Genomic DNA, 15,887 nt, shown 5'->3' on the forward strand with positions numbered 1-15,887 from the left:
ACAATCACAGGAGTTACTCCGCCGCGACGTCCGCCCGCGCGAACATGTCCGCGTCCGCCACGCCCATGTCCTCGTTCGCCGCACCCCGCACCTTCGCCTTCTGGCGCTTGTCGAAGCTGTCCCAGACGTCGTTCCACTGGCCGCGGGTGGCCGCCTTGGAATATTCCGTCGCGCGGGTTTCGAAGAAGTTGGCGTGCTCGACGCCGTTGAGGAGCGGGGTGAGCCAGGGGATGGGGTGCTCGTCGATCATGTAGATCGGCTTCAGGCCCAGCTGGCCCATGCGCCAGTCGGCGATGTAGCGGATGTACTTCTTGATGTCCTTCGGGCTCATGCCGTTGACCGGCCCCATCTCGAAGGCGAGGTCGATGAACGCGTCCTCCAGGCGGATCGTCGTCTGGCACACGTCGGCGATGTCGTCCTTGACCGCCTTGGTCAGGCAGCCGCGCTCCTTGGTGAAGGCGTGGAACAGGCGGATGATGCCTTCGCAATGGAGGCTCTCGTCGCGGACCGACCAGCTGACGATCTGGCCCATGCCCTTCATCTTGTTGAAGCGCGGGAAGTTCATCAGCATCGCGAAGCTGGCGAAGAGCTGGAGGCCCTCGGTAAAGCCGCCGAACATCGCCAGCGTGCGCGCGATATCCTCGTCGGTATCGACGGTGAAGCGCTGCAGATAGTCGTGCTTGTCCTTCATCTCGGCATATTCGAGGAACATGCCATATTCGCTCTCGGGCATGCCGATCGTATCGAGCAGATGGCTATATGCCGCGATGTGCACCGTCTCCATGTTGGAGAAGGCGGCGAGCATCATCTTGATCTCGGTCGGCTTGAACACCCGGCCGTATTTCTCGTGGTAGCAATCCTGCACTTCCACATCGGCCTGGGTGAAGAAGCGGAAGATCTGGGTGAGCAGATTGCGCTCCTGATCGGTGAGCTTCTGCGCCCAATCGCGGCAATCCTCGCCGAGCGGCACTTCCTCCGGCATCCAGTGGATCTGCTGCTGGCGCTTCCAGAACTCATAGGCCCAGGGATATTCGAAGGGCTTGTACTGCTTGCGGGCTTCGGTGAGGGACATTGGGGGTTACTCCGAGACCAAGGACTGGAAAGTGAAGGTGGCGAAAATTGTCGAGATGATCAGCAGCACGATTCCCTGAATGCGGATCGAGCGGAGCGAGCGGAGCGAGCTGCCGTCTGCAAGGCGTTCACGCTCTCGGGATGGGCGAAGGATCATGCGCGTCGTAATCCCCATCCAGAACAGGGCAGTGACTAGGTTGACTGCGTACCGGCCTCGGGTATCGCCCAGGAAATGTCGCGCCAGCCATGCAATCAGAACCGTTCCGGCGATAAACGCGACCAGCGTAAGGCCATAGCGATGCTGGCCGACCGGATAATAGCCGTCGCGCGCATTTGTATCGGCGCTCATAGAGTGCCTCCCGCGACCGTGAACATCACCACGAAGCCGCCGAGGAACAGGCCGAGCGCGAAGAGCATCATGCCGAGGATGCGCAGCGCATAGGTTGCGGGCTCGCTATCGGCGATGCGCAGCGCGCGGCGAGTGAGCGCGGGGCGCACGAGCGTGGTAAGGCCCGCGGCGCCTGCCGTAGCGGCCACACCGGCCATCAAGGCGAGGCTCCTGGTCATTCGTGGTCGATCACGCGGTCGCGCTTCTCGCGGACGACGCGGTCGCGGTAGATCACCTTGCGGCCGCCGCCATGCGCGCCGACGCCGAAGAACATGATCCCGACGAAATAGCCGAAATCATACCAGCCGCCATTGTTGGGCACCGCATAGACCGCGACTTCGGGCATCACCAGGCTGAGGAACCAGGCGACCGGGAAGATGAAGCCGTGCCACAGCCCGAACAGAAAGCCCGGCGCGGCGGGCTCGACCCCAGCCTGGACCTGGGTGGCGCAGGCGGCGAGCAGCGTGAGCGTGGCGAGGGCGAGCGTCGTGCGGGCGTGCTTCATGGGGCAATCCTTCCTGCATCGTTTCGCGGGGCCGGGCGTTGTGCGCTCGAACCCCGATAAGGAGATACCAAATGGCCGATACCAGCGCGATCCGCGAGCATATGGAAGTCATCGGCGCCGACGGCGTCCATGTGGGCACCGTCGACGGCGTCGAGGACGGCCGCATCAAGCTGACCAAGAAGGACAGCGGGGAGGGCTCGCACGAAGGGCACCACCATTATATCTCGAGCGGCCTGATCGCGGGCGTCGAAGGCGAGACGGTGCGGTTGAGCGCTAACGCCGATGTGGCGGTGAGCTTCGAGGAGGAAGCGGGCTGAGCTATCTCTTCCCTCTCCCCTTGTGGGAGAGGGAGGGAGCGCCGAAGGTGCGGAAGGGAGAGGGGCCATTGTCATCCTTGACGACTCCCCCTCATCCGGCGCTTTGCGCCACCTTCTCCCACAAGGGGAGAAGGAAGAGCAGCCTCGATCGCCGCGATCACACCCGCCGCATTCGTCATGACATCGTTGTTCCAGAAACGAAGAACACGGTACCCTTCCACGTTCAGGAAGCGCGTACGAGCTTCATCATGCGCGCGGCTATCCGCGTGCGTGGCACCATCGATCTCGACGATCAGCTTGGCCGCGTGCGAGCAGAAATCGGCATGGTAGGGGCCGAGCGGCACCTCGCGGCGGAAGCCGGCCTGCGGCAGGCCACGACGGAGCGCCGCCCACATGGCCTTTTCAGGTTCGCTGGCGTTCTTGCGGCGGGCACGCGAAATCGTCGGTGTGATGGCGGGCAGCAGCTGGCGCTTGGTCAGGCCTTCCGCATTCCCCCTTCGGTAGGGTTGCCGAACGACCCCCTCACCCTTCCCACCGCCTTCGGCGGCGGGGCCCTTCCCTCTCCCACAAGGGGAGAGGGAGTTTTGGAAGTCAGGGCAAGCTAGGTCCGCCACCTCACTGGCACGCCAGGCATTCGTCGTAATCCCGGCTCTCCACCTGGATCTCGCGCAAGTCGATCGTGTTGTCCGCCTCCACGCCGCCCGCGAAGCCCGCGCGCTGCACCGATTTGGAGCGGAGATAGTAAAGCGACTTGATGCCCAGCTCCCAGGCGCGGAAGTGGAGCATCAGCAGGTCCCATTTCTCGACGTCCGCAGGGATGAACAGGTTGAGCGAGGCGGACTGGTCGATATAGGGCGTGCGGTCCGCGGCGAGTTCGAGCAGCCAGCGCTGATCGATCTCGAAGCTGGTCTTGTAGCAGTCCTTTTCCTCGGCGGTGAGGAAGTCCAGGTGCTGGACCGAGCCGCCCTGCTCGAGGATCGAATTCCAGACATTATCGCTGTTCTTAGACTTTTCGATCAGCAGCTTTTCCAGATAGGGATTGCGGATCGAGAAGCTGCCCGAGAGCGTCTTGTGCGTATAGACGTTCGCCGGGATCGGCTCGATGCACGCGCTGGTGCCACCGCAGATGATGCTGATGCTGGCAGTCGGCGCGATCGCCATCTTGCAGCTGAAGCGCTCCATCACGCCCATGTCCGCGGCGTCGGGGCAGGGGCCGCGCTCGACTGCTAGCTGCATCGAGGCTTCGTCCACCTGCGCCTTGATGTGCTTGAACATCCGCAGGTTCCACGACTTCGCCATCGCGCCTTCGAAAGCGAGGCCGCGGGCCTGTAGGAAGCTGTGATAGCCCATCACGCCCAAGCCGACCGAGCGCTCGCGCATCGCGGAGTAAGCGGCCTTTTCCATGCCGGGCTCGGCGCGGTCGATATAATCCTGCAGCACATTGTCGAGGAAGCGCATCACGTCTTCGATGAAGCCCTTCTCGTCCTTCCACTCGTCCCAATTTTCGAGGTTGAGCGAGGAGAGGCAGCAGACCGCGGTGCGATCGTTGCCGAGATGGTCCTTGCCGGTGGGCAAGGTGATTTCGGAGCAGAGATTCGAAGTCGAGACCTTTAGGCCCAGATCGCGATGATGCTTGGGCATGTTCGAATTCACGTGATCGGCGAAGACGATATAGGGTTCACCGGTCGCCAGCCGGGTCTCGACGAGCTTCTGGAAGAGCGCGCGGGCATCGACCTTGCCGCGCTCGGACTGGTCCTTGGGGCTGCGTAGAATCCATTCGGCGCCGTCGCGCACCGCTTCCATGAAGGCGTCGGGGATCAGCACGCCGTGGTGCAGGTTCAATGCCTTGCGGTTGAAGTCGCCCGAGGGTTTGCGGATCTCGAGGAATTCCTCGATCTCGGGATGCGAGACGTCGAGATAGCATGCGGCCGAACCGCGGCGGAGCGACCCCTGCGAAATCGCGAGGGTGAGCGAATCCATCACCCTGACGAAGGGGATGATGCCGCTGGTCTTGCCGTTCAGGCCGACCGGCTCGCCGATGCCGCGGACATTGCCCCAATAGGTACCGATGCCGCCGCCGCGCGAGGCGAGCCAGACATTCTCGTTCCAGGTATCGACAATGCCTCCCAGGCTGTCTGGCACCGAATTGAGGAAGCACGAGATCGGCAGCCCGCGCCCGGTGCCGCCGTTCGAAAGTACGGGAGTGGCGGGCATGAACCACAGCCGAGAAATGTAATCGTAGATGCGCTGGGCGTGAGCCTGATCGTCGGCATAGGCCGAGGCGACGCGGACGAAGAGGTCCTGGAAGTTCTCACCTGGCAGCAGATAACGGTCCCTGAGCGTCTCCTTGCCGAATTCGGTGAGCAGCGCATCGCGCGAGTGATCGACATCGACGGCAAAGAGCTGAACGTCGACAGTGTGCGAATCGCTCTTGGCCTTCTTCGCCCGGGCGGGCTTAGGGGCGCTTTCGGCTGTGACCTTGGCCGCGATGACGGGCGTTTCGGTGACGGTTTCGCTCACGCTGTCGGTGTCCCTGAATTCCATGACTCTCGCCCCATATGCCAATCACACGCCTCCGGTTCCGGGGAGGCTTCCGTTCGACTCGGGGGACAGGCCAGCATAGGCCGGCGCGGTGAGAACAAAAAGTGTCCATCTTGCCGAAGCCGGGCACAGCATTCCCGGTTCCGCATATGGCTATGCGGCGCTGGGTATACCAGTGCTTGAGCTTGCCCCTCAGTGCAACCACTACAGATTGTGCCAAACCGAGTCCGGGCACAAGATGCTAAATGGTTAATACGGCCAACGCTTCGTCGCTAAAATGACTCGTCTCATGGCAGGTCAAATCATGCTGCAACGCGGCGACGCGTGGACCTTCCTAGCCTTTTTGGAAGGCAAGAGGAGAAATACGGAACGTAAAAATATATTTCTGCTGTGAATCCTGTGGACACAATTCTCTCCTCGGCCCGCAAGCGAAGCGTGGCGATAGCTGGCCTTGCCCGGCAAGAAGCATGAGGGTTCTTCGCAATATCGCGGCACGCTGCGACAAAGGGCTGACAGGAGGGAACATGTCAGAACCCGCGACCGTGCCCAGCTTTGGCGAACTCGTCCGCGTATCGGCGCGCATCGGCTGGCTGAGCTTTGGCGGTCCGGCGGGGCAAATCGCGCTGATGCACCGCGAGCTGGTGGACGAGCGGAAATGGATCGGCGAGGAGCATTTCCTCCACGCGCTCAATTTCTGCCACTTGCTGCCCGGCCCGGAGGCGCAGCAGCTCGCGACCTATATCGGCTGGAAGCTGCACGGCGTGAAAGGCGGGCTGGCGGCGGGGCTGTTGTTCGTCGTGCCCGGCGCGCTGGTGATGCTGGGGCTGGCGCTGGCTTATGTCAGCGCGGCGCAGCTCGGCTGGTTCGCGGCTTTATTCCTTGGGGTGAAGGCGGCGGTGATCGCTATCGTCGTCCAGGCGCTGATCCGCGTCGGGGGGAGGGCGCTGACCACGGGATTCAAGCGGGGGATGGCTTTTGCGGCTTTCCTCGCGCTCTTCCTGTTCTCCGCGCCATTCCCCTTGGTCGTGCTCGGCGCCGGAGTGATCGGGGCGCTGGCGCCGCCCCAATGGCTCGGGCTGAAGGACCAGGCGGAAGCGCACGTGGGTCCGCGGCCGCGTGTGTGGAAGACGTTGGCGACCGTGGCAGCCTGGCTCGCAGTGTGGGCCGCGCCGATGGTGCTGGTGCTCGTTCTGCTCGGGCAGGAGCATGTGCTGTGGCGCGTAGGGCTGTTCTTTTCGCAGCTCGCGGTGGTGACGTTCGGCGGGGCATATGCGGTGCTCGCTTATATGGCGCAGGAGGCTGTCAGCACGCATCACTGGCTGAGCGCGGGCGAGATGGCCGACGGGCTGGGGCTTGCGGAGACTACGCCCGGGCCGCTGATCCTGGTGACGCAATTCGTCGGCTTCCTGGCCGGCTTTCGCGAAGGCGGGGTGCTGGGTTCGTGGGGCGGCGGCATCGCGGGCGCGCTGCTGACGACCTGGGTGACCTTTGCGCCGTGCTTCCTGTGGATATTCGCTTTCGCGCCGTGGATCGACCGGCTGCAATCGGCCAGGCGGCTGAAGGGCGGACTGGCGGCGCTGACGGCGGCGGTGGTGGGCGTGATCGCCAATTTGTCGCTGTGGTTCGCGCTGCAGGTGCTGTTCGCGCGGGTCGGCAAGCTTGATGCGGGGCCGGTGCATACGCTGCTGCCCGAGTGGATCAGTTTCGACTGGCGCGCGGGGCTGCTCGCGGCGCTGGCGGCGGTGCTGCTGTTCCGCTTCAAACTGGGCGTGCTCAAGCTGCTGGCGGTGAGCGCGGCGGGCGGGCTGGTGCTGGGGACGGCGTTCGCCTAGCCTCGGCCAGAACAGGCAAGGGGATGGCGATGCTGCGTTTGATCTTGGCGGGACTGATGACAGGCGCGCCGGCAGTTGCGCAGGCGGATATCGGCCACGAGCCGCCGGCTTGCAATTTCATCTTCGAGAAGTCGATTACCGAACTCCAGGCAATGAGGGCGGCCGACCAGATGAGCAGTGCGACACTGGCCGAATGTTATGTCGATCGGATCACGCAGATGGACAGGCGCGGACCGACGCTTCGGGCGGTGATCGCGATCAGCCCCGATTGGCTGGAGCAGGCCGTCGCCAGCGACAAAAGGCGCAATGCGGGCAAGCTTCTCGGGCCGCTCGACGGCATTCCGGTGCTGATCAAGGACAATATCGAGACGCGCGAGTTGCCGACCACGGCAGGGAGCCTCGCGCTCAAGGATAACTGGACGAAGCGCGATGCGCCGGTGGTGGCGCTGCTGCGCGCGCAGGGCGCGGTAATCCTCGGCAAGACCAATCTGAGCGAATGGGCCAATATCCGCTCGACCAAGTCGATGAGCGGATGGAGTGCGGTCGGCGGGCTGGTGCGCAACCCCTATGCGCTCGACCGGACGTCTTGCGGATCGTCGAGCGGTTCGGGCGCGGCGGTGGCGGCAGACCTCGCCGCGGTGGCGCTTGGGACCGAGACCGACGGTTCGGTGGTGTGCCCCTCGGCGATGAATGGGCTGGTCGGGCTCAAGCCGACTTTGGGGCTGGTGAGCCGAACGCACGTGGTGCCGATCAGCCATAGCCAGGATACGCCAGGACCGATGGGCCGCACGGTGAAGGACGTGGCGATCCTGTTCTCGGCGATGATCGGGACCGATCCCGCCGATGCGGCGACGCGGGACGCGTATCTGCATGTCCGCGATTATGCCGCAACGCTCTCTCCGGCCGCGCTCAAGGGCGCGCATATCGGCTATTGGAAGCCCGAAATGGACGCGGATCTCGCCGCGGTGTTCGAAGCGGCGCTCGACAAGCTGCGCGCGGCCGGGGCAATTGTGACGGAAGCGAAGATGCCCAAATTGGAAGGGCTGGGCGATGCCGAGTTCCTGGTGCTCAAGGCCGAGCTCAAGGCCGATCTCAACGCCTATCTCGCGACCACGCCGCCGAGCGTGAAGACGCGTACGCTCGCCGATGTGATCGCGTTCAACGAGGCCAACAAGGCGGCGGAGATGCCCTTCTTTGGCCAGGAGATCTTCGTCGACGCAGAGAAGATGAAGGGGCTGGACGATCCGGCCTATATCGCGGCGCGTGAGAAATCGCTGCGGCTGGCGAGCAGGGACGGGATCAACGCGATGATGGCGCAGAACCGCGTCCACATCCTCGTCACGCCGACCTATGGTACGCCCTGGCTCAGCGATCCCGCGCATGGCGATCAGTTCACCGGGCCTTCCGCGAGCGAGCTGCCGGCCGTTGCGGGCTATCCGCATCTGACGGTGCCGATGGGGATGGTCGACGGGCTGCCGGTGGGGCTTTCGTTCATCGGGCTGCCTTATTCGGACGGGCGGCTGCTTGAGGCCGGCTATGCCTACGAGCAAGCCGCGAAGGCTCGCGTGCCGCCGAGTTACCGGGCCAGCGCACCGGTCGATCTGGGCCCGCGCGCGATCAAGTGAAGCGGCGCGCCAGCCTCGCCTGCCAGAGCAGGACGATGGGCACGATCACCAGCTCGATGCCGAGCCCGATCTTGTGGCCGAGGGACGGCGGGCCGACCAGACCCCAGGAAAGCGCGCGCATCAATCCGCCGAAGATGACCAGACTGCCCAGCAGGCGTAGCCGCGGACCATGCCGCTCGATCGCCGGAATGCAGCTCGCATACCAGCAGAGGATGCCGAAGAAGAGGCCGTTGATGTAGCGAAAGTGGCTGTCGAGATCGCGCGCCAGCGCACCGTGACGGTCGAGAAACTCGGGGCCATAGACGATGCCAGAGACCGCGGCAGTGATCGGCAGCACCATAGCGACCGCGAGCAATGCCTGGAGCAGGCGCTTCTCGATCACCGGGCTCATTTGGAATCGAGCTCCAGCAGCTCCTTGCGGACGTGGATCGCCTTCAACGAGATGCGGACCTCGATCAGGAAATAGATCAGTCCGGCCATCAGGAGCAGCATCGAAAGGATGAATGTCACCGCCACCCATAGCCCGACGTGAAGATTGGCGAGGCGCGAGACGAACATCAAGGCCACGACGATGCAGACCGCGAGCGCGCTGGCTACGCACAGGAAGATGGCGTTGTTGATAACCGAGATGCGCTGGTCGATGATGCGCAACTCCCAGACGTGGCGGTCGTGCTCGGGACCGGTCGAACGGGGGTGAAGCTGCTCGATATCGCGCGCGCGGTCGACGATGCGAGAAAGGCGGCCGACCATCACGTTGAGGAACGCCCCGATGCCCGCGAGCAGGAACACCGGGGCGATCGCGGCCTGGATCGTGTCGGATACCGTGGAGAGGTAGGGGCTGGGGAACATGCACGCCTTATGGCGCGGTTCAAACCTGTTGGTAAGAGGTAGGCGCTACACCCGCGCTTATGTCGAAACCGATGCCGCTGGATGAATTCACGCGCCTACCGCCAGCGCACGCGGTGGACTGTGTCGAGGGACTGGCGGCAGCCATCGACTCCGTTGCCGAAAGGGCAGCCCCGTCCCATCGCTTCCTGCGCTATGGCTGGTTCGCGGCGGCGCTGAGGGCATATGGCGGTTCAGCGCGAACGCTGACCGTGTCGCGCGAGGGCGAAGGCGTTGTAGCCCTCCCGCTTGTGGTCAAGGGGCCGGGCTGGCTGGGGCTGGCCGAAGTTCCGGGCTGCTATTGGCCTTTCCGCAGCTTTCCCCTGGCCGAGGATGCGGGCGTCGAGGCAGTGGAGGCGCTGCTGCCGCGGCTGGCGCGTGAAGTGCGCGCGCTTCGGATCGGGCCGGTCTATGACGGCGATCCGGCCGTGGAATTGCTGAAGGAAACCGCGCGGGCCAGAGGCTGGGCGGTGCTCGACCGGTTCGTAGCCGATTCCTATCTGCTCGACATGAACGCGAGCCGGAACGAGGAGGGGGGCTGGCCGCGCAACTCGACACTGCGCAAGAACCGCTTCCACGAAAAGCATCTGGGCGGACACGGCGCGCTCGACTGGTCTTTTGTCTCGGGTCAGGACTGGGACGAAGCGGCGTTCGATGCGCTCGCTTCGGTCGAGGAGAAGAGCTGGATCGCGGCGCGGACCGACGGCTCGGACGCCAAATTCACCCGCACCGGGCATGGCGCGTTCTGGCGCGAGGCGGCGGCCGACCCGAAGCTCGCGGAGATGATGTGGGCGGCAATGCTGCGCGTCGAGGGCGCCCCCGCGGCCTTCTCGTTCGATCTTAACGCGGGCGCGCTAAAATATGCGATCGCCAACAGCTACGACCCCGCCTTCGCCAAGCATTCGCCGGGGAAATTGCTCTATTACCGCAACCTGGTCCGCGCGCTGGAGGACGGCATGACGCACGTCGATTGGGGCGCGGGCGACAGCGGGTACAAGCGCGTGATCGGCGCGGCGAAAGGCCCGGCGATCCGCGACTGGTTGTTCGTGCGGCCCGGCATGCCGGCGGTGGCGGCGAAGCTGCTCGCGGGCGTGTGGCGGCGGACCGGGCAATAGGATAAGTTGCCGGTTTCCGATGGGAGGCCGAGAACATGCAAATGATCGCCGCTTTTGCCTTGCTCCTGGCGCCGGAACCGGAGCCTGATCTGAGCTGGCTGATCGGTGAGTGGTGTACTGAAACGTCCAAGGTCACGACCGATCGCCAAACCTGCGAGACATGGTCGCCTATGGTGAAGGGCGTGATGCAGGGGCGGACGCGAGTGCGTCACGAGCGCTTTTTCACGGTGGAGCCGATGCGGATGACGGTCGAGCCCGGCCGACTGGTATTCCATTCCAAACCGCCCAAGCAGAAGGCCGCGGACTTTTATGCGGTGGGCGCGCAGCCCGCGATGTCGATCCGCTTCGAGAACCGCACGCACGATTATCCGCAGGTGGTTCGGTACTGGCGCGAGGGCGAGCTGCTGATGGCCGAGATTTCGCTTGCCGACGGGAGCAAGCCGTCGCGGTGGACGTATCGGCGGAAGAAGTGAGATAGCGGGTAGTTTCCCCATCCGCTCAGCCTGAGCTTGTCGATGGCTTCTCTGACGAAGAAGAAGGCCCTTCGACAGGCTCAGTGTGAGCGGGAGTAGATTTACTCCGCCCGCTCGGCCAGCACGGTCAGGCCGCGCTCGTTGACTTCCGCGAATCCGCCTTCGATGCGGATTGTCTCCGGAGACTCGCTCATCGAGCTTTTGTAGATCTCGAGATTGCCGTCGCGGACAGTGGACATCAGCGGAGCATGCCCTTCGAGCACGCCGAAATCGCCCTCGGTGCCGGGGACGACGACCATATGGACATCTTCGGAGCGGATGAGGCGCTCTGGGGTCACGAGCTCGAAATGCAGGGCCATCTTATTGATCCATTACGAATATTTGCGCAATCACGGTCGGAATCCCCGTGATCGTTGCCTCGATGAGCTGGACGTAGAGAAATTGTTTTCCGACCAGCGCCTTATAGGTCTCGACCTTGGCGCCATTGCGGACTCCCGTATTCGTGGGGTTGGCTTTGAAGTCGAAGCCCAGGAACGCCATGTTCTTGTGCAGCATATCCCAGGCCGCGGCGCGCTTTGGACCTGCCATCATCACCTGGCACACCTGATCCTTCACGCCACCGAAATTAAGCTCCCCATCAGGACGCTTGGCGCCGACCGCCTTGATCTCGCCGCGCGCATGCTGCTGCGTGGAGATTTTCTCACCAAAGCCGAACGCCTTGAGCACCGGATTGCCCGTGATGGCGAACTGCCCGCCAAGATAGAGCGGGCAATAACCATAAGCGAGATCGGCGGTGACCTCTTCGATCGGCTTCGCCTGGTTCTGCGCAGACGCCACCCCAGGAAGAAGCAGCGCCGCGCTCGCGAGAGCCATCCGGCCGAACATCGGCTTATGCGTCCTCGGCCATCTTGGCGGCCTTGGCGACTGCTTGGTCGATGCCGCCGACCATGTAGAAGGCGCTCTCGGGCAGGTGATCGTATTCGCCGCTCACCACTGCCTTGAACGACTTGATCGTATCCTCGATCTGGACGAACGCGCCGGGGATGCCGGTGAAGACTTCGGCGACGTGAAACGGCTGCGACAGGAAGCGCTGGATCTTGCGGGCGCGGCTGACGGTCAGCTTATCCTCTTCGGAAAGCTCGTCCATGCCGAGGATCGCGATGATGTCCTGGAGCGACTTGTACTTCTGCAGCGTCTCCTGAACGCGGCGGGCAGTGTCGTAATGCTCCTGGCCAACGATGCGCGGCTCGAGCACGCGGCTCGACGAATCGAGCGGATCGACTGCCGGGTAGATGCCCAGCTCCGAGATCGCGCGGTTGAGAACCGTCGTGGCGTCCAAATGGGCGAACGACGTGGCCGGGGCCGGATCGGTCATGTCGTCGGCGGGGACGTACACGGCCTGCACTGAGGTGATCGAGCCCTTGTTGGTCGACGTGATGCGTTCCTGGAGCGCGCCCATGTCGGTAGACAGCGTCGGCTGATAGCCCACGGCCGAGGGGATGCGCCCGAGCAGCGCCGACACTTCGGCGCCCGCCTGCGTGAAGCGGAAGATGTTGTCGACGAAGAACAGAACGTCCTGGCCTTCGACGTCGCGGAAATATTCGGCGATCGTCAAGCCCGAGAGCGCGACGCGAGCGCGCGCGCCGGGAGGCTCGTTCATCTGGCCGAATACCAAGGCGACCTTCGAACCTTCCGACTGCGGATTGCCGTCTGCATCCTTGGCGATGACGCCGGCGTCGAGGAACTCGTGATAGAGATCGTTGCCCTCGCGGGTACGCTCGCCGACGCCTGCGAACACCGAAGTGCCGCCATGGCCCTTGGCGATGTTGTTGATCAGTTCCTGGATCAGCACGGTCTTGCCGACGCCTGCACCGCCGAACAGGCCGATCTTGCCGCCCTTTGCATAAGGCGCGAGCAGGTCGATGACCTTGATGCCGGTGACTAGGATCGAGCTTTCGGTCGACTGATCGACGAACAAAGGCGCCTCGGCATGGATCGGCATCGTGCTTTCGGCTCCTACGGGGCCGCGCTCGTCGATCGGCTCGCCGATGACGTTGAGGATGCGGCCGAGCGTCTTGGGGCCGACGGGGACGCGAATCTGCGAGCCGGTGTCGGTGACCGCCTGGCCGCGGGTCAGACCCTCGGTGGTGTCCATTGCGATGGTGCGGACGGTCGACTCGCCGAGATGCTGGGCGACCTCGAGGACGAGCCGGGTGCCGTTATTATCGGTCTCGAGCGCCGAGAGGATCGCCGGGAGCTCGCCGTCGAACGAGACGTCGACGACGGCGCCGATGACCTGGCTGATGCGGCCGACGCTTGCCGTCGTCGCGGGCACTGCGCCGAGAGTCGCTTCTGCCTTGGGGGCGCGCGGCTTGCGGGCGGGCTTTTCGGTGGTGGGGGCTGCGGTGGCCATCTTTGTTTCCTTGCCTTCTAAATCTTTGCGCCAGGAGCGAGCTGGCAGCTTTTCGTCACATGGTCCCAGCGGCCGCCGCCGTCGAGACATCCATCAATTTTCAGCCATTCACTGTTCAAAACCCAAACAGCAGCGGCAACAATCAAAACCAGTATCAGCAGGATCACTCTGCGCTTGGTCACTTTAACGCTTCGGCGCCGGAGATGATTTCGACCAGCTCGGTGGTGATCGCGGCCTGACGGGCGCGGTTATACTGAATCGAGAGGCGCTTGATCAGATCGCCCGCATTGCGCGTGGCGTTGTCCATCGCGGTCATCTTGCTGCCCTGCTCCGACGCGGCATTCTCGCGCATCGCGCGGTAGAGCTGGATCGCGACGTTGCTGGGGAGCAGATCGGCGAGGATCGATTCCTCGTCGGGCTCATAGGTGACGGCCGCGCCCGAGGACGTGACGTCGCCGGTGGCGCCAGCAACCGGCGGCGCGACGGGGACGATCTGCTGCGCGGTCGGCTCTTGCGTCAGGACCGACTTGAAGTTCGAGTAGAAGAGCGTGGCGATATCGAACTCGCCCGCGTTGAAGCGCGCGATGATATCGTCGGCATAGCCGCGTGCGTCCGCAAAGGTGAGGCGGCCGAGATCGCCCGGCTCGATGCCGTGGATCATGTTGACGCGGAATTCGCGGTTGAGCACGGCGCGGCCCTTGCGGCCGATCGTGTAGATCTTGACCGTCTTGCCGGCGATGGTGAGGTCGCGGGCGTGCTTGCGCGCCAGGCGGGCGATGTTGGTGTTGAACGCCCCGGCCAGGCCCTTGTCCGACGTGGCGACGACGAGCAGGTGGACCTGATCCTTGCCGGTGCCGGCGAGCAGCTTGGGACTGGATTCGCTGACAGTTACCTTGGAAGCCAGGCTCGCAACGACGCTTTCGAGGCGCTGGGCATAGGGGCGCCCGGCTTCCGCCGCTTCCTGCGCGCGGCGCAGCTTCGCGGCGGCGACCATCTTCATCGCCTTGGTGATCTTCTGGGTCGATTTAACCGACCCGATCCGGAGTTTGAGCGCCTTGAGAGAGGCCAACGCTTTCTTCCTTTTGCTCCCTCTCTCCGCTTGCGGGGAGAGGGCTGGGGAGAGGGGCTGCCGACAACGTGCCGGAGCGCCCCTCTCCCTAACCCTCTCCCCTGAAGGGGAGAGGGAATTTATTTACGCGAACGTCTTGGCGAATGCTTCGAGCGCTTCCTTGAGCTCGGCGCGGACATCGTCCTTGAGATCCTTGCTCTCGCGAATCGCGCTCAGCACGCCGGCGTGGTTGGCGCGCATGTCGGCGAGCATCGCCTGCTCGTAGCGAACAACGTCCTGCACCGCGACCGCGTCGAGGAAGCCCTGTGTACCCGCGAAGATCGACACGGTCTGCTCTTCGAAGGGCAACGGCGCGAACTGGGGCTGCTTGAGCAATTCGGTCAGGCGTGCGCCGCGGTTCAGGAGCTTCTGGGTCGAGGCGTCGAGATCCGATCCGAACTGCGCGAACGCGGCCATTTCGCGATACTGGGCGAGCTCGAGCTTGATCGAGCCGGCGACCTTCTTCATCGCCTTGGTCTGCGCGGCCGACCCGACGCGGCTGACCGACAGGCCGACGTTGATCGCGGGACGGATGCCCGCGAAGAACAGATCGGTTTCGAGGAAGATCTGGCCGTCGGTGATCGAGATCACGTTGGTCGGAATGTACGCCGACACGTCGCCCGCCTGGGTTTCGATGATCGGCAGCGCGGTCAGCGAGCCGCCGCCATTCGCGTCCGACATCTTGGCGGCGCGCTCCAGAAGGCGCGAGTGGAGATAGAAGACGTCGCCGGGATAGGCTTCTCGGCCCGGCGGGCGGCGCAGCAGCAGCGACATCTGGCGATAGGCGACCGCCTGCTTCGAGAGATCGTCGAACACGATCAAAGCGTGCATGCCGTTGTCGCGGAAATACTCGCCCATCGCGGTGCCGGTATAAGGCGCGAGGAACTGGAGCGGCGCGGGCTCCGAAGCGGTCGCGGCGATGACGATGGAATATTCCATCGCGCCATTCTCTTCGAGCGTCTTGACGAGCTGCGCCACCGTCGAGCGCTTCTGGCCGACCGCGACATAGACGCAGTAGAGCTTGGCTTTCTCGTCCGTGCCGGCATGCGCGGCCTTCTGGTTGAGGAATGTGTCGACCGCGACGGCGGACTTGCCGGTCTGGCGATCGCCGATGATCAGCTCGCGCTGGCCGCGCCCGACGGGGACGAGCGCGTCGATGGCCTTGAGGCCCGACTGCATGGGCTCGAACACCGACTGGCGTGGGATGATGCCCGGCGCCTTCATTTCGACGCGGCTGCGCTTCTCGGCGACGATCGGCCCCTTGCCGTCGATCGGATTGCCGAGGCCGTCCACGACGCGGCCGAGCAGACCCTTGCCGACGGGAACGTCGACGATCGTGCCGGTACGGCGGACGGTGTCGCCTTCCTTGATCTGCGCATCCGAGCCGAAGATCACGACGCCGACATTATCGGCCTCGAGGTTGAGCGCCATGCCCTGGATGCCGTTCGAGAATTCGACCATCTCGCCGGCCTGGACATTGTCCAGCCCGTGGATGCGCGCGATGCCATCACCGACGCTGAGCACCTGGCCGGTCTCCGAGACCTGGGCCTCGGTGCCGAAATTGGCGATCTGGTCCTTGATGACCTTCGAGATTTCTGCGGCGCGGATATCCAT

Annotated in this window: 19 protein-coding genes; 5 read left to right on the plus strand and 14 right to left on the minus strand. The window is 64.1% G+C overall.

Translation table 11 applies throughout. The annotated features are described in order from the left end of the window. Nucleotides 1–13 precede the first annotated feature (13 nt). Genes VF617_RS01110 through VF617_RS01125 form a run of 4 tightly spaced genes read right to left on the minus strand, consistent with a single transcriptional unit; the run spans nucleotide 14 to nucleotide 1,964 of the window. Nucleotides 14–1,072, minus strand: a complete 1,059-nt coding sequence (locus tag VF617_RS01110; RefSeq protein WP_331013014.1) for a ribonucleotide-diphosphate reductase subunit beta — start codon at nucleotides 1,070–1,072, stop codon at nucleotides 14–16. A 6-nt stretch (nucleotides 1,073–1,078) separates the two neighbouring features. Then, a complete protein-coding gene (locus tag VF617_RS01115) occupies nucleotides 1,079–1,420 on the minus strand; it encodes a hypothetical protein (RefSeq protein WP_331013015.1) in 342 nt (113 codons plus the stop codon). Continuing rightward, nucleotides 1,417–1,638: a hypothetical protein gene (locus VF617_RS01120; RefSeq protein ID WP_331013016.1), complete on the minus strand. Its 222-nt coding sequence runs from the start codon at nucleotides 1,636–1,638 to the stop codon at nucleotides 1,417–1,419. Before VF617_RS01120 ends, VF617_RS01115 begins: the two co-directional genes overlap by 4 nt. Continuing rightward, complete coding sequence (locus VF617_RS01125) at nucleotides 1,635–1,964, minus strand: hypothetical protein (protein ID WP_331013017.1); 330 nt, start codon at nucleotides 1,962–1,964, stop codon at nucleotides 1,635–1,637. Before VF617_RS01125 ends, VF617_RS01120 begins: the two co-directional genes overlap by 4 nt. A 71-nt stretch (nucleotides 1,965–2,035) precedes the next feature. Here VF617_RS01125 and VF617_RS01130 point away from each other — a divergent pair, with 71 nt between their 5' ends. Then, a complete protein-coding gene (locus VF617_RS01130) occupies nucleotides 2,036–2,281 on the plus strand; it encodes a DUF2171 domain-containing protein (RefSeq protein ID WP_331013018.1) in 246 nt (81 codons plus the stop codon). Between the two features lie 71 nt (nucleotides 2,282–2,352). Here VF617_RS01130 and VF617_RS01135 read toward each other — a convergent pair whose 3' ends face one another. Next, nucleotides 2,353–2,676: an endonuclease domain-containing protein gene (locus tag VF617_RS01135; protein ID WP_414713928.1), complete on the minus strand. Its 324-nt coding sequence runs from the start codon at nucleotides 2,674–2,676 to the stop codon at nucleotides 2,353–2,355. Nucleotides 2,677–2,896: 220 nt separating this feature from the next. Then, nucleotides 2,897–4,825 carry a ribonucleoside-diphosphate reductase subunit alpha gene (locus VF617_RS01140; RefSeq protein ID WP_331013019.1) on the minus strand — a complete coding sequence of 643 codons (1,929 nt, stop codon included), beginning with the start codon at nucleotides 4,823–4,825 and terminating at the stop codon, nucleotides 2,897–2,899. Between the two features lie 521 nt (nucleotides 4,826–5,346). On the opposite strand from VF617_RS01140, the gene chrA reads away from it, so the two are divergent. Further along, entirely contained in the window at nucleotides 5,347–6,654 is a 1,308-nt protein-coding gene (gene chrA, locus VF617_RS01145) for a chromate efflux transporter (protein ID WP_331013020.1), read from the plus strand. 23 nt (nucleotides 6,655–6,677) lie between these two features. Further along, nucleotides 6,678–8,279 (plus strand): amidase, encoded by a 1,602-nt coding sequence (locus tag VF617_RS01150; RefSeq protein ID WP_331013021.1) that lies wholly within the window; start codon nucleotides 6,678–6,680, stop codon nucleotides 8,277–8,279. Here the strand turns inward: VF617_RS01150 and VF617_RS01155 are convergent. Both VF617_RS01155 and VF617_RS01160 read right to left on the minus strand, forming a co-directional pair. Then, complete coding sequence (locus VF617_RS01155) at nucleotides 8,272–8,670, minus strand: DUF4345 domain-containing protein (protein WP_331013022.1); 399 nt, start codon at nucleotides 8,668–8,670, stop codon at nucleotides 8,272–8,274. The two genes, VF617_RS01150 and VF617_RS01155, sit on opposite strands and share 8 nt — an antisense overlap. Then, the gene (locus tag VF617_RS01160) at nucleotides 8,667–9,128 is read right to left on the minus strand and encodes a DUF2721 domain-containing protein (protein WP_331013023.1); all 462 of its coding nucleotides are present in this window, start codon (nucleotides 9,126–9,128) and stop codon (nucleotides 8,667–8,669) included. Before VF617_RS01160 ends, VF617_RS01155 begins: the two co-directional genes overlap by 4 nt. Before the next feature lie 71 nt (nucleotides 9,129–9,199). Here VF617_RS01160 and VF617_RS01165 point away from each other — a divergent pair, with 71 nt between their 5' ends. Next, on the plus strand, nucleotides 9,200–10,279 hold the full coding sequence (locus VF617_RS01165; RefSeq protein WP_331013024.1) for a GNAT family N-acetyltransferase: 1,080 nt from the start codon (nucleotides 9,200–9,202) through the stop codon (nucleotides 10,277–10,279). A gap of 41 nt (nucleotides 10,280–10,320) precedes the next feature. Next, nucleotides 10,321–10,752, plus strand: a complete 432-nt coding sequence (locus VF617_RS01170) for a DUF6265 family protein (protein WP_331013025.1) — start codon at nucleotides 10,321–10,323, stop codon at nucleotides 10,750–10,752. A gap of 101 nt (nucleotides 10,753–10,853) precedes the next feature. Here the strand turns inward: VF617_RS01170 and VF617_RS01175 are convergent, their stop codons facing one another. The 6 genes from VF617_RS01175 to atpA all read right to left on the minus strand — a co-directional run bounded on the left by VF617_RS01175 (nucleotide 10,854) and on the right by atpA (nucleotide 15,887). After that, complete coding sequence (locus tag VF617_RS01175) at nucleotides 10,854–11,111, minus strand: ATP synthase F1 subunit epsilon (RefSeq protein ID WP_331013026.1); 258 nt, start codon at nucleotides 11,109–11,111, stop codon at nucleotides 10,854–10,856. A gap of 1 nt (nucleotide 11,112) precedes the next feature. Beyond that, complete coding sequence (locus tag VF617_RS01180; RefSeq protein ID WP_331013027.1) at nucleotides 11,113–11,637, minus strand: hypothetical protein; 525 nt, start codon at nucleotides 11,635–11,637, stop codon at nucleotides 11,113–11,115. A 4-nt stretch (nucleotides 11,638–11,641) separates the two neighbouring features. Continuing rightward, entirely contained in the window at nucleotides 11,642–13,165 is a 1,524-nt protein-coding gene (gene atpD, locus VF617_RS01185; RefSeq protein ID WP_331013028.1) for a F0F1 ATP synthase subunit beta, read from the minus strand. A 17-nt stretch (nucleotides 13,166–13,182) separates the two neighbouring features. Beyond that, entirely contained in the window at nucleotides 13,183–13,347 is a 165-nt protein-coding gene (locus tag VF617_RS01190; protein WP_331013029.1) for a hypothetical protein, read from the minus strand. Beyond that, nucleotides 13,344–14,234 carry a F0F1 ATP synthase subunit gamma gene (locus VF617_RS01195; protein ID WP_331013030.1) on the minus strand — a complete coding sequence of 297 codons (891 nt, stop codon included), beginning with the start codon at nucleotides 14,232–14,234 and terminating at the stop codon, nucleotides 13,344–13,346. Before VF617_RS01195 ends, VF617_RS01190 begins: the two co-directional genes overlap by 4 nt. Before the next feature lie 123 nt (nucleotides 14,235–14,357). Beyond that, nucleotides 14,358–15,887, minus strand: a complete 1,530-nt coding sequence (gene atpA / locus VF617_RS01200; RefSeq protein WP_331013031.1) for a F0F1 ATP synthase subunit alpha — start codon at nucleotides 15,885–15,887, stop codon at nucleotides 14,358–14,360.

Source organism: Sphingomonas sp., from assembly GCF_036388215.1.
In the GTDB taxonomy this organism is placed as follows: domain Bacteria; phylum Pseudomonadota; class Alphaproteobacteria; order Sphingomonadales; family Sphingomonadaceae; genus Sphingomonas.